The organism is Ruegeria sp. HKCCD7303 (genome assembly GCF_013111185.1).
Taxonomy (GTDB): domain Bacteria; phylum Pseudomonadota; class Alphaproteobacteria; order Rhodobacterales; family Rhodobacteraceae; genus Ruegeria.
Genome location: NZ_WVRE01000001.1, coordinates 691,940 through 704,318, shown reverse-complemented (window position 1 = coordinate 704,318; position 12,379 = coordinate 691,940). Strand labels below are relative to the sequence as shown.

General features: G+C 56.3%; 11 protein-coding genes. 5 read left to right on the top strand and 6 right to left on the bottom strand.

From position 1 onward, the window contains the following. Positions 1-96: 96 nt before the first annotated feature. Positions 97-948: a bifunctional helix-turn-helix domain-containing protein/methylated-DNA--[protein]-cysteine S-methyltransferase gene (locus GS630_RS03000; protein ID WP_171178240.1), complete on the top strand. Its 852-nt coding sequence runs from the start codon at positions 97-99 to the stop codon at positions 946-948. Between the two features lie 56 nt (positions 949-1,004). Here the strand turns inward: GS630_RS03000 and GS630_RS02995 are convergent, their stop codons facing one another. Beyond that, positions 1,005-2,444: an aldehyde dehydrogenase family protein gene (locus tag GS630_RS02995; RefSeq protein WP_171178238.1), complete on the bottom strand. Its 1,440-nt coding sequence runs from the start codon at positions 2,442-2,444 to the stop codon at positions 1,005-1,007. Between the two features lie 214 nt (positions 2,445-2,658). Between GS630_RS02995 and GS630_RS02990 the strand changes: the two genes are divergently transcribed. Next, positions 2,659-3,309, top strand: coding sequence for a peroxiredoxin (locus tag GS630_RS02990; RefSeq protein ID WP_039543105.1), 651 nt, complete (start codon positions 2,659-2,661; stop codon positions 3,307-3,309). 227 nt (positions 3,310-3,536) lie between these two features. Here GS630_RS02990 and GS630_RS02985 read toward each other — a convergent pair whose 3' ends face one another. Continuing rightward, entirely contained in the window at positions 3,537-4,226 is a 690-nt protein-coding gene (locus GS630_RS02985; protein WP_171178236.1) for an outer membrane protein, read from the bottom strand. Positions 4,227-4,481: 255 nt separating this feature from the next. Between GS630_RS02985 and GS630_RS02980 the strand changes: the two genes are divergently transcribed. Further along, on the top strand, positions 4,482-5,117 hold the full coding sequence (locus GS630_RS02980; protein WP_171178234.1) for a DUF1326 domain-containing protein: 636 nt from the start codon (positions 4,482-4,484) through the stop codon (positions 5,115-5,117). 6 nt (positions 5,118-5,123) lie between these two features. Here GS630_RS02980 and GS630_RS02975 read toward each other — a convergent pair whose 3' ends face one another. After that, positions 5,124-6,128 carry a Hint domain-containing protein gene (locus GS630_RS02975; protein WP_171178232.1) on the bottom strand — a complete coding sequence of 335 codons (1,005 nt, stop codon included), beginning with the start codon at positions 6,126-6,128 and terminating at the stop codon, positions 5,124-5,126. A 177-nt stretch (positions 6,129-6,305) separates the two neighbouring features. After that, positions 6,306-8,453, bottom strand: a complete 2,148-nt coding sequence (gene pnp / locus GS630_RS02970) for a polyribonucleotide nucleotidyltransferase (RefSeq protein WP_171178230.1) — start codon at positions 8,451-8,453, stop codon at positions 6,306-6,308. Between the two features lie 479 nt (positions 8,454-8,932). Between pnp and GS630_RS02965 the strand changes: the two genes are divergently transcribed. After that, entirely contained in the window at positions 8,933-10,534 is a 1,602-nt protein-coding gene (locus GS630_RS02965; protein ID WP_171620193.1) for a BCCT family transporter, read from the top strand. A gap of 60 nt (positions 10,535-10,594) precedes the next feature. Here the strand turns inward: GS630_RS02965 and GS630_RS02960 are convergent, their stop codons facing one another. Continuing rightward, on the bottom strand, positions 10,595-11,365 hold the full coding sequence (locus tag GS630_RS02960) for a nuclear transport factor 2 family protein (RefSeq protein ID WP_171620191.1): 771 nt from the start codon (positions 11,363-11,365) through the stop codon (positions 10,595-10,597). Between the two features lie 181 nt (positions 11,366-11,546). Here GS630_RS02960 and GS630_RS02955 point away from each other — a divergent pair, with 181 nt between their 5' ends. Next, entirely contained in the window at positions 11,547-11,924 is a 378-nt protein-coding gene (locus tag GS630_RS02955; RefSeq protein ID WP_171093255.1) for a helix-turn-helix domain-containing protein, read from the top strand. 90 nt (positions 11,925-12,014) lie between these two features. Here GS630_RS02955 and rpsO read toward each other — a convergent pair whose 3' ends face one another. Then, on the bottom strand, positions 12,015-12,284 hold the full coding sequence (gene rpsO, locus GS630_RS02950) for a 30S ribosomal protein S15 (protein ID WP_170329634.1): 270 nt from the start codon (positions 12,282-12,284) through the stop codon (positions 12,015-12,017). Between the last annotated feature and the right edge of the window lie 95 nt (positions 12,285-12,379).

The following is a 12,379-nucleotide window of genomic DNA, read 5'->3' as shown; positions in this document are numbered from 1 at the left end:
AGGTCCCGTGACACAAGCCCAAAGCCAATGCGCAAGTTCCGGGTCGCTTGGGCGTGGCCTGCGCGCTATGGTTTTGTCAGGAAATGAGGTGGAACCATGAATGTCCAGACCCCGGAAAGCGGATACCACTACAACGTCATGCGCCGCGCGATCGATCTGATCGATCAGGGCGGCGAGGGCCTTAGCCTTGATGAGCTGGCCCACCAGATGGATATGAGCCCGGCCCATTTCCAACGTCTGTTCTCGCGTTGGACTGGGGTGTCACCGAAGAGATACCAGCAGTACCTGACACTAGGCCATGCAAAGGCATTACTGCGGGAACGATTCACCACGCTGGAAACGGCACATAACGTTGGCCTCTCGGGCAGCGGACGCCTGCATGATTTGTTCCTGAAATGGGAATCCATGAGTCCCGGCGAATACGCCCGCAAGGGTGAAGGTCTCACGATCTATTGGGGTTGGTTCGAATGCCCCTTTGGTCCTGCGCTTGTCATGGGAACAGACAAAGGTATCTGCGGCATGGCCTTTGGGGCAGAGACCGGGGAAGAGGCCGCGATGGAGGACATGATTTCGCGCTGGCCCAAAGCGGATTTCGTCGAGGATCCGATGCGTTTGCGTCCTTGGGTGCTCAGCGCTTTTGGGGCTGCCAGCGACCGGTTGGAACCAACGCCGCTTTACCTGATCGGATCGCCCCTGCAGATCAAAGTGTGGGAAGCGTTGATGCATATCCCATCAGGACAAGTCACCACCTATTCCGAGATCGCGCAGCGCGTAGGCTCGCCACAAGCCGTGCGTGCGGTGGGAACGGCAGTTGGGCGTAACCCGGTTAGTTGGTTGATCCCCTGTCACCGCGCGCTGCGCAAATCGGGTGGCCTTGGCGGCTATCACTGGGGCCTACCGGTAAAGCGGGCCATGCTGGCGTACGAAGCTGCTCAGGCGGATGCCTGAGACATAGAGTGAGGCATCCTAAGGTGCCTCACGCTTGGTTCACGTTGCAATCTGGCTTATTCTGCAGCCCAGCCGCCGACGGCTTTGATTTCCAGAAAGTCTTCCAGACCAAAGACACCGCCTTCGCGCCCGTTGCCAGATTGCTTCATGCCGCCGAACGGAGAGCCCGCGCTGCGTGATTGACCATTCATTTCAACCATGCCCGAGCGTAAGACCCGCGCCATGCGATTGGCTCGCGCGCCGTCTTGGGTCTGAACATAGTTGGTCAGGCCATAGGGCGTGTCGTTGGCTATCTCGATGGCTTCTTCTTCGGTGTCGAAGGGGATCATGGTCAGAACCGGACCAAAGATCTCTTCGCGTGCGATGGTCATCTGGTTGTTGGCGTCGGCAAAAACCGTCGGGCGGACATAGTAGCCCTTGTTCAGCCCCTCGGGCCGTCCGGTGCCACCGGCGACCAAACGCGCGCCTTCGTCAATGCCCTTTTGAATCAGATCCTGAATCTTGGTCCACTGAACCTCATTCACCACCGGACCGATATGGCGGCCCTCTTCCATTGCGGGACCAACCTTGACCATGTTTGCAACCTCGGCCGCCGTTTCCACTGCCTTGTCGTAGATCGGGCGTTGAACAAGCATCCGGCTGGGGGCGTTACAGCTTTGGCCGGTGTTTTGCATCATGTGCAGCACGCCGCGTTTGACCGCCTTCTCGTCGGCGTCCTCAAAGACCACATTGGCACCTTTGCCGCCCAATTCCAGATGCACTTTTTTGAGCGTCTCGGCTGCGTTCTTCGAAATCGCCGTGCCAGCACGGGTTGAGCCGGTAAAGCTGACCATATCGACATCCTTATGGCCCGATAGCTGAGAGCCAACGCCCACCCCGTCACCGTTGACCAGATTGAACACACCGGGTGGGAAGCCTGCCTCGTCCATCATCTCGGCAAAGATCATCGCGTTCAACGGGCTTTGTTCTGACGGTTTCAAAACCATCGTACAGCCCGCAATTGCCGCCGCGCCGACCTTGAGCGTGATCTGGTTCATAGGCCAGTTCCAGGGTGTGATCAGCGCGGCAACGCCAACAGCCTCGTAAATGATCCGGTCATTTGGTGCGTGATCTCCAAGCGGGCGCTCAAACTCGAATGCTTTGGCAGCGCGAATGAAGTTCTTCAGATGGTAGATGCCCGCCCCAGCCTGCGCCGAACGGGCCAGATCGATGGGCGCCCCCATCTCAAGCGACATGGCTTGCGCCAGATCCTCGGACCGCGCCGCATAAAGATCCACCAGTTTTTCAACCAGCGCTATGCGGGTTTCCACCGGGGTTTCCATCCAGCCGGGAAGGGCGGCCTTGGCCGCCGCGACGGCTGCATTTGTGTCGGCTTCCGCGCCAAGCGAAATCACTGCGCAGGGTTCTTCGGTCGAGGGGTTTATGACCTCGAAATCATTGGGCTGCGACGGCGCGACCCAATGACCGTTAATATAGAAATCCCGTTTTTCGATCATCGTGCGCCCTCCTGAAGGTTCAGCCTTAAATCGGTGTTTCGGACACACTCTGTCACCCATACTTAGACTGGGCAATAGTGAATTTGATCAAATTATTTTCTTGGGAGGTCTGTAAATTCCTTATCCCTAGACGCATAGGATGGTTTAACCTGCGCGCAAAGTGATTAGGTTCCAAGCAACCGACTCAGGTTTTTAACAGGAAAGGAGATGCCCCATGGGTTTGCGCATCAACGATACCGTCCCAAATTTCACAGCAGAAACGGATCAGGGTACCGTTCAGTTTCACGACTGGATCGGCGACAGCTGGGCCATTCTGTTCTCGCACCCAAAGGATTTCACGCCTGTTTGCACCACCGAGTTTTCTGCCGTTGCGCAACTGAATGACGAATGGGCTGCGCGCAACACCAAGGTGATCGGTGTTTCGGTCGACGGGGTCGAGGACCACAAGAAGTGGAAAAAAGACATCGAAGAATACGGCAAAGCCAATCCTGGTTTCCCGATCATCGCCGATGACGGACTGGCTGTGTCCAAAGCCTTCGATATGCTGCCCGCTGAAGCGTATCTGCCGGACGGTCGCACTCCTGCAGACAGCGCCACTGTGCGTTCAGTCTTCATCATCGGCCCGGACAAGCAACTGAAGCTGTCGATGACCTATCCGATGACCGTGGGCCGGAACTTTGCCGAGATCCTGCGTGCGCTGGACGGGCTGCAGATGTCAGCCAAGGGTGTTGCGACACCGGCCAATTGGGTTCCGGGCGAGGACGTAATTATCCCGCCGACCGTTTCCAACGAAGATGCCAAGGCCAAGTTTGGCGAGTTTGAGACGATCTTCCCATATCTGCGCAAGACCAAAGCACCGTCCTAAGGCGGGCTGAAAGTTGGGGGGCCGTTGGCTCCCCAATCGCGTCTATAGGAATTTTTCCCAAAATGTGTTTAGCGTCGGATGCAACTGGCGGTTGCTGATCGCATGGCAATCCGCAGAATGTTTGATCTGCGCTTTATTTTGTCGATTTTTTCAGAATGCCCCCGCACCAGAGGCGCGAGGGCATAACGGGGAAGGGAAACCGGAGAGAAACCTAACCCCCGATTTTATCAAAACTTGTAACGAAGCCCGAAGTTAACGCTGAATGTATCCAGGTCGTCTTCAACCGTTCCCGTCAAAGCGCCGTTCGGGGCCAACCGCTGCGACGACACATCAAAGGCGCGGGCATAGCGGGCGTCTACGGTAAGGGCGGTTGACGGGTTGATGTCATAAGCCACGCCAGCGATCACCTGAGCCGCAAAAGCAGTGTCGCTGTCATCCAGCGCCACACCGGGGCCGTAAGCAAAATCCAGATCCGAATAAGTCGCGCCCAGACCAAAGCCTGCAAACGGGGTCAGCGCACCGGATTGTTTGAAGTCGAACAGCACGTTGGCAAAGAGCGAAGTTTGCGACACGTCGCCGGAAATATTGCCTTCCGGTGCCGGACCGTTGCCCGAGAAATTTACACCATCCACGTCGCTTTCGCGGTATGATAATTCCAGTTCAATACGCGTTCCGACCGTGTCGTTGGACCACTGCGGGATCTCTTTACCGATAGCCACACCCAGGCCAAAACCTGCATCAAAATCCGTATCGACAGATTGGGTCGCGCCGCCAATCGCGCCAGAGAAATTGCTGTCCTGCAACTGACTGTAGCCAATGAAGCCTTGAACATAGGTGCCGTCACCCAGGCTTTGCGCGGTTGCTGCAGTTGAGCCCAGCATCAGGGCGGCGGAGGTCAGGATGAAACGACTAACCATGATCATGTCCTTTGTTCCAAAACGTTTCCACACGTAAATCGTGTGTCTGGCGTTGCATGGAAAGGGCTTGGGCGGTCACATCGGATCACTCTAAATTGGGTCCGTGTGATAGAATAATTCGCTTTATCAAATTGTTGTCGCTCGACAGCAGCAGGTTGGTTTCTGATCTGCGCAGGGATGTGCTAGTATGGCTGAAGGGGGCTGTTCCACAGGCGAAGGCCATCGGGATTTCACTGTACTTTGCAGGAGAGAACCATGGCGTTTACAGATTGGTATGTTGAAGGAGAAAGCTTCGGTAACTGCAATTGCGGTTATGCTTGTCCCTGCCAATTCGAAGAACTGCCCACGCATGGGGATTGCCGGGGCTTCGAGGTGCTTGAGATTGGCAAGGGGCATTTTGGCGACACTGATCTTTGCGGTGCCAAAGCTGCTCTGATTTATGCCTGGCCAGGGCCGATTTTCGAAGGTGGCGGGGAAATGCAGGTGATTGTTGATCCTGCGGCGAGCCCTGCGCAGCGCGCTGCGCTGGAAAAGGTCTTTCATGGAGAAGAAACAGAAGAGATGGCGACGCATTGGTACGTGTTCCGTGCCATGTGCGATAAGGTGCACGAGACTCTCTATTTGCCGATTGAGTTCGAGATGGACATGGAAGAGCGTACTGCCCACGTGTCCATCGGAGATGTGCTGAGCTCGACGGGTCGTCCCATAGAAGCCCCACATGGCGGGGGCGCGCATCGCGTACGCATCGAAATTCCCGGGGGCATCGAATTCTCTGTGGCCGAGATCGGCAGCGCCACAACACGCGCAGATGCGGCGATCAAGCTGGATTTGAAAGACAGTTATGGCCAATGGCACGTCCTGAAACATGGGCCGAGTGGCGTCTTTCACTAGATGATGTCAGGCGGCCCTCTTCTGCAGGTTTGGACTTGTCTGCCAATTTGGAACCATCAGCTCTGATTTCAGAATTTCGGCCTCAAAGGGTTTTAGAACCGGCAGTACCGTTGGCCCGTAATCTTGCGCGCCGCGCGACAGGTCTGGGAACAGGTCGAACAACCTGCGCAGGGTGGCAGGTTCCATCGCACTGAGGGTCGTGTCGCCGGGATAGAAGGATTCGGACCAGATCCCTTCGACATTCACCAGCTCATGCTGATCTAAAAGGATGTGAACATATTCGACCCCCTGCGCAGGCAGGTCCTGTACAATGCTTTGCCCGTTGATCAACGCCTTTGCCGGGGTCAGCATCACGGTCTCGCCATGCATCAGCTCCATCATCGCTGATGTCACGGCGACCCGATGTTGCGGCGACACCAGCAGATCGCGCGTGGGGGCGTTTTGCCCGAAACAGCCCGCCTTCAAGCGCACTGGGCACAGATGCGGAGACGAACGCAGCTCTTGCGTCGACAAATGCCGTCGCCCGATCCAGCGCACTGGCCGGATGCGCCCATCTGTGGTCAGGACAGGATCCCCCGGTACCAGTTCTTCCACCTGGCGCTGCCCGGAGGGCGTCAGGATCAGCGACCCCGTGGTGAAACACACGAAAGAGGGTAGGCTCTGATACGGGGTAGAAGTTGCGGTGCCGCCAAAGCTGGTGTCTTCGATGGTGTCATTCAGCGCAGCCTGCCCCGAAGTGACGATGATATAGCGCGGGTTGCTGAACTGGATCAGGGTGAAACTGACAGGCGCGCCGTTGATCGTTCCGGAATATGTCTCGAACGTACTGAAATTCTGAGACGAGGCGGTAAAGCCCGGCAGCCCGGAAAGATCCAATTGGGTGCTGTCGGGGTCCGGGTCATCCAGGATCGCGTCGTTATCAGTTACTTCAACAGAATACGCGGCCGTGATATCGACGTTGCGCGTGCTGAACGGGTCTGCACTGATTTCATAGACGGTAATCGTGGCCACGGTCGCACAACATCCCTAAGAGCAACAAAATTACCCTTAAGGTTGTGCTAATACGTTTAAGAATCGTTAATGGTTGATTTACCAAGGCCAGAGTATGGGGGCGTGATTGATGACATCTCCAAACAAAAAAGACCCCGGACAGTGCCGGGGCCTTTCGAGCTTGAAGAAAGTTACAGATTACTCTGCGTCTTCTTTCTTTTCTTTCTTCTCGGGAACGACCTCTTCGCCGGTTTCCTGATCGACGACTTTCATCGACAGGCGGACCTTGCCGCGATCGTCAAAGCCCAGCAGCTTGACCTTCACTTCCTGACCTTCCTTCAGAACGTCTGACGGATGGTTCAGGCGGCGATTTTCGATCTGGGACACGTGGACCAGACCGTCGCGCTTGCCAAAGAAGTTCACGAAGGCGCCGAAATCGACGATCTTGACCACTTTACCGGTGTAGATCTGACCTTCTTCCGGTTCGGCCACGATCGAATAGATCATGTCATAAGCCTTCTGGATCGATTCACCGTCGGGCGATGCGATCTTGATGACACCGTCGTCGTTGATGTCGACCTTAGCACCCGAGGTTTCCACGATCTCGCGGATGACCTTACCGCCCGAGCCGATCACTTCGCGGATCTTATCGGTCGGGATGTTCATGGTTTCGATGCGCGGGGCGTGGACCGAGAATTCGTTGGTCTCGGACAGGGCTTTGCCCATCTCGCCCAGAATGTGCATCCGGCCCTCTTTGGCCTGTGCCAGAGCGGTTTCCATGATCTGCGGGGTGATACCTGCGACCTTGATGTCCATCTGCAGCGAGGTGATGCCGTTTTCGGTACCTGCCACTTTGAAGTCCATGTCGCCCAGGTGGTCTTCATCACCCAGAATGTCGGTCAGAACAGCATAGTCGCCATCATCTTCCAGGATCAGACCCATGGCCACACCGGCAACCGGTGCTTTCAGCGGAACACCTGCGTCCATCATCGACAGCGAACCACCGCAGACAGAAGCCATCGAGGAGGAACCGTTGGATTCCGTGATCTCCGACACCACGCGAACGGTATAGGGGAAGTCGGTTGGCGCAGGCAGAACCGCTTGCAGCGCGCGCCATGCCAGCTTGCCGTGGCCGATTTCACGACGGCCGGGCGAACCAACGCGGCCAACTTCACCCACCGAATATGGAGGGAAGTTGTAGTGCAGCAGGAAGTTCGATTTGAAGTTGCCATGCAGCGCGTCGATGAACTGTTCGTCGTCACCGGTGCCCAGCGTGGTTACAGCCAGCGCCTGTGTCTCACCACGGGTGAACAGGGCGGAACCGTGGGTCCGGGGCAGCAGCGAGGTTTCGGCTTCGATGGCGCGCACATCGGTGGTCGAACGACCGTCGATGCGCTTGCCGCCTTTGACGACGTCACCGCGCAGAATACCGGCTTCCAGCTTTTTCATCGCCGAGCCAAGATTGGCGTCTTCCAGCTGTTCCTCGGTCAGCGCTTCTTTGATCGCTTCACGGGCAGCGGCAACAGCGGCGGTGCGCTCTTGCTTGTCGGTGATCGCGAAGGCGGCGCGCATCTGTTCTTCACCGGCAGCGGAAACAGCGGCGTACAGCTCCGAGTAATCGGGAGCGACGAACTCAAACGGCTCTTTCGCGGTTTCTTCGGCCAACGAGATGATCAGGTCGATGACCGGCTGGATTTGCTCATGCGCAAAGGTCACGGCGCCCAGCATTTCGGCTTCGGACAGTTCATAAGCTTCCGACTCCACCATCATCACGGCGTCTTTGGTACCGGCCACAACCAGGTCCAGACGCTGTTCGGGGTTCAGGCGCAGGTCCTGCATATCGTCCACGGTCGGGTTCAGGACGTATTCGCCATCCACGAAACCAACACGGGCACCAGCGATCGGGCCCATGAACGGGGCACCCGAAATGGTCAGGGCAGCCGAAGCAGCGATCATTGCAACGATGTCGGGGTCATTGACCAGATCGTGGGACAGCACGGTGCACATCACCAGAACTTCGTTCTTGAAGCCGTCAACGAACAGCGGGCGGATCGGACGGTCGATTAGACGCGCGGTCAGCGTCTCTTTTTCGGTCGGGCGCGCTTCGCGCTTGAAGAAGCCACCCGGAACCTTACCGGCGGCATAGTATTTTTCTTGGTAGTGTACGGTCAGCGGGAAAAAGTCCTGACCGGGCTTTTGTTGCTTGGCAAAGGTCACGTTGGCCATGACGCTGGTTTCGCCCAGCGTGGCAATCACGGTGCCGTCGGCCTGACGGGCAACCTTGCCGGTTTCCAGTGTCAGCGTCTCTTCGCCCCACTGAATCGATTTCTTCGTTACATCAAACATATGCGTATCCTAGAACGGAGCACTCCCGCCCCTGCGGGTCTCCGGTTTGCATGGCGGCCCCATTGCCGCCGACCCCACTTTATCTTCCATTCGAGTGCCAGGGTCAGGGCACAACGTCTCAGATAACGCGCGCATACATGAGAATGCGTTGGAAGGAAAGAGAAACCGCATCCGGCGGCCGGATCATGCTGAGACAGATCGAAGCTTTCCTTTTGTACGTAATTTTCAGGTCAGGGCATGAAACTGAACGTCGTGAAACAGGGCGTTTTTTCCGGGCAGGGGATAATAAATCGCAAAAAAATTTTATCGCTAACATAGGTGAGATCGAATGCAATTGAAAAAATAGCAAGGCTGTATAAGCTCTTACGAACCAGCCTGCGGTCGAAATGACGGAAACGCGCCAAGGGGGTAACTATCTCATAACCGTCCGCCGACCGAATACCTTGGCGTTTGCAAAAAGCGAACAGAAGGGCAATCGAATGGCACAAACAAAGAAGATGCTGGATCCGGACCCCCGGATTTACGACTTCGAAACGGAATATGAGCTGGGTCAGGATAACGTCCGGCCATTTGGTCTGGATATTCACAACCCGGTCTTTCTGATCTCGAGTATTTTGATCTTTGCGTTCGTTCTGATCGCATTGGCCAACCAAGAGGCTGCGGCTTCTTTCTTCGGCTGGCTCCGGCCCTGGCTGACCAGCACGTTTGACTGGTTCCTGGTTCTTTCGGTCGACGCAATTACCCTGTTTTGTCTGGTTCTGATCATTCTGCCGGTCGGCAGTGTTCGGATCGGCGGCAAGGATGCCAAGCCTGACTATTCCTATGCCGGATGGATCGCGATGATGTTCGCCGCCGGTATTGGTATCGGTCTGCTGTTCTTTGGCGTGATGGAGCCGGTCTATTATAACTTTGCCGAAAGCGGGAATGCGCGGCCCTTGGGCATTGATATTGCCGTTCCGGGCAATGAATACATCGGCATCGTCGGCACAATCCATCATTGGGGGCTGGAAGGCTGGGCGGTCTATGCCGCTGTGGGTCTGAGCCTTGCGATTTTTGCCTATAACCTGAATCTGCCACTGACCCTGCGCTCGGCCTTTTATCCAATCCTGGGCGAGCGTGTCTGGGGCTGGTGGGGCCATATCATCGACACGCTTGCGGTGTTTGCGACGTTGTTCGGCCTGACGACCTCTTTGGGTCTTGGGGCGCAACAGGTTGCGGCGGGGCTGAACGAGGTGTTCGGCATCGAACCCAGCCCAACCGTGACCGTCCTGCTGATCATCGGCATCACCATGATCGCGCTGGGATCAGTCCTGATGGGCATGGATGCAGGTGTGAAACGGCTGAGTGAGATCAACATGATCATGGCTGTGGGCTTGTTCCTTTTCGTCATTGTTGTCACCGGCGTTGGCACAGCCATCGCGCGGTATTTCAACGTGATGGTGGATTACGTGACGCACCTTCCAGCGCTGTCCAATCCGTTCGGGCGAGAAGACACCAGCTATTTCCACGGCTGGACGACGTTCTACTGGGCCTGGTGGATCGCATGGTCACCGTTTGTGGGTATGTTTATTGCCCGCATCTCGAAGGGTCGCACGGTGCGAGAGTTCATCCTCTGCGCGCTGCTGGCCCCGACGGCGGTCTGCGCCCTGTGGATGTCGACCTTTGGCGGTGCGGCCATCGACATGCTGAACGCAGGCGGAGCCGAAGGCGTCCGCGCCACCGTAATCGACAGCTACGCCCCCGAAGGCGCGCTGTTCGGCTTCCTGAAAGAGCTGCCGCTTTATGGCATCGTCGCGCCCATCGCGTTGATCCTGATCGTAGTGTTCTTTGTCACCTCGTCCGACTCGGGCTCGCTGGTGATCGACACGATTACGGCAGGCGGCAAGATGGATGCGCCAGTTGTACAGCGCGTGTTCTGGTGCACGTTGGAGGGTCTGGTTGCTATCGCCCTGCTGCTTGGGGGTGGGTTGTCCGCCCTGCAAGGCGCAGCGGTGTCTACGGGGATACCGTTCACGCTGGTGGTTCTGATGATGTGCTACTGCCTGTGGCTGGCGCTGAAATCGGAAAAGGCGAAGATGTAAATACGACCGCTATGAAAATTGAAAACGCCCACCAGATGGTGGGCGTTTTTTGATCCGGTATTAAAACTTGCCGTTGTCATGCGCCATTTCAGACGGGATGGGTGAGACAACATCCCAATGCTCAACAATTTTTCCGTCCTCTACGCGCCACAGATCGAAGAAGGCCCATGGCTCACCACCCATAATGGCATCGGTGGCCACGAAGACGAAATTGCCCTCGGCTACGGCGAACTGAGGCTCGAACTTAGTGATCACCATGCCTTGCGCGGCGAAAGCGTCGATCGCGGCCATCAATCCGGCCAGACCGTCCTCAATAGAAGGATTGTGCTGCATATAGACCTCTGGGTCCATGTAGGTTGTGACGTTCTCTGGCGCGGCACCGCCCAGCACATCACGCACAAAGCCCAGCACCAGCGCCTTGTTTTCTTGGGTTTTGTCGAGGTCGGTAATTTCAACCGGCCCGTCCGTCATGCCACGCCCTGACGCGGTGGTTTCGGGGATGGGTTGCAGATTGTCCCAGTGTTCGACAACCTTTCCATCTTCCACGCGGAAGATATCAAAAGCCGCAAGCGACGAGGCTCCAAACGCGTCGACATTGTCATAAGTATTGTGCAGCACAACCATGTCGCCTTCGGCAATCACACGGTGGGTTGTGGCAGTCATGCCGGATTGTCCAACCAACGGGATCAGCCCCATCAGCCCTTCAGCGCCGGTCGGAACCTGCGGATTGTGCTGGATGTAATCGGCGCTCACCATCTGGAGCGCGGCTTCTGGGTCGTGATCGATAAAAGCGGCTGAGAACAGGGCGAGGACAAGCTCTTTAGGGGTCATGGTCAATTCCTGATGATTCGAGTTGTGCTGATAGTAAGTATTAAAAATGCACCACAGTTCAATTACGCACTAAAAAGTCATGAGGTTACTTCTAGGATATTTCATTAAAAAACATGTCCTTGCGATTATTTCAGGAGGTTCTATTGTTGTCTTAAGTAACTAAACCGCACCGGAGGTTCTCATGCTCCCCATTGGCGTCAACAGCAAGGCCGAAGCGTCCAACTGCTCGATCCGTTCGGTTCTGTCCAACGTCACGGGCAAATGGCGGATGATCATCATTTTGGCCCTTGAGGATGAGCCGAAACGGTTTGGAGAACTCAAACGCTGTATTGGTGACGTGACGCAACGTGTGCTGACCGAAAACCTGAGAGGGTTGCAACGGGATGGGTATCTGACGCGAACTGTCGATCCCGGCCCGCCTGTTGCGGTTTCTTATGCGCTGACACCTTTGGGTCGCGACCTATTGGAGCTGCTCAAGCCGCTTGTCTATTGGTCACACGAACAAATGGATCAGGTCAAATCCGCGCGCATGGAATATGAACGGGCCCACCCAGATTGAGGGCATCTGACTTCCAGCTGGTTGACCTGCACAAAAAAACGCCCGCCAAAGTGACGGGCGTCTGAAATCTGCAAGCGATGCGATCCGAACTTAACGGCGGATGCCCAGCTTTTTGATCAGGTCCTGGTAACGCGCTTCTTCTTTGCCCTTCAGGTAGTCCAGCAGCTTACGGCGCTGGGCGACCATTTTCAGCAGACCGCGACGACCGTGGTTGTCTTTTTTGTGGGTCTTGAAGTGCTCGGTCAGGGTGTTGATGCGCGAGGTCAGGATGGCAACCTGTACTTCAGGCGAACCGGTGTCGCCTTCTTTGGTTGCGAATTCTTGCATGACGCGTGCTTTTTCAGCGGCAGTGATCGACATCGGGGTCTCCTTTAAAGGTTAGAGTTAATGGCGCAGGCCGGGATGTCGTCCAGCACAGGCCCATGGAGAAAACCGCGCCGATTCCGATGCGGATG

Coding starts and splice junctions, on each gene's coding strand:
- GS630_RS02955 (WP_171093255.1), top strand. CDS start 11,547: ATGCTCCCCATTGGCGTCAACAGCAAGGCCGAAGCGTCCAACTGCTCG.
- GS630_RS02980 (WP_171178234.1), top strand. CDS start 4,482: ATGGCGTTTACAGATTGGTATGTTGAAGGAGAAAGCTTCGGTAACTGC.
- GS630_RS03000 (WP_171178240.1), top strand. CDS start 97: ATGAATGTCCAGACCCCGGAAAGCGGATACCACTACAACGTCATGCGC.
- pnp (WP_171178230.1), bottom strand. CDS start 8,453: ATGTTTGATGTAACGAAGAAATCGATTCAGTGGGGCGAAGAGACGCTG.
- GS630_RS02985 (WP_171178236.1), bottom strand. CDS start 4,226: ATGGTTAGTCGTTTCATCCTGACCTCCGCCGCCCTGATGCTGGGCTCA.
- rpsO (WP_170329634.1), bottom strand. CDS start 12,284: ATGTCGATCACTGCCGCTGAAAAAGCACGCGTCATGCAAGAATTCGCA.
- GS630_RS02995 (WP_171178238.1), bottom strand. CDS start 2,444: ATGATCGAAAAACGGGATTTCTATATTAACGGTCATTGGGTCGCGCCG.
- GS630_RS02960 (WP_171620191.1), bottom strand. CDS start 11,365: ATGACCCCTAAAGAGCTTGTCCTCGCCCTGTTCTCAGCCGCTTTTATC.
- GS630_RS02990 (WP_039543105.1), top strand. CDS start 2,659: ATGGGTTTGCGCATCAACGATACCGTCCCAAATTTCACAGCAGAAACG.
- GS630_RS02965 (WP_171620193.1), top strand. CDS start 8,933: ATGGCACAAACAAAGAAGATGCTGGATCCGGACCCCCGGATTTACGAC.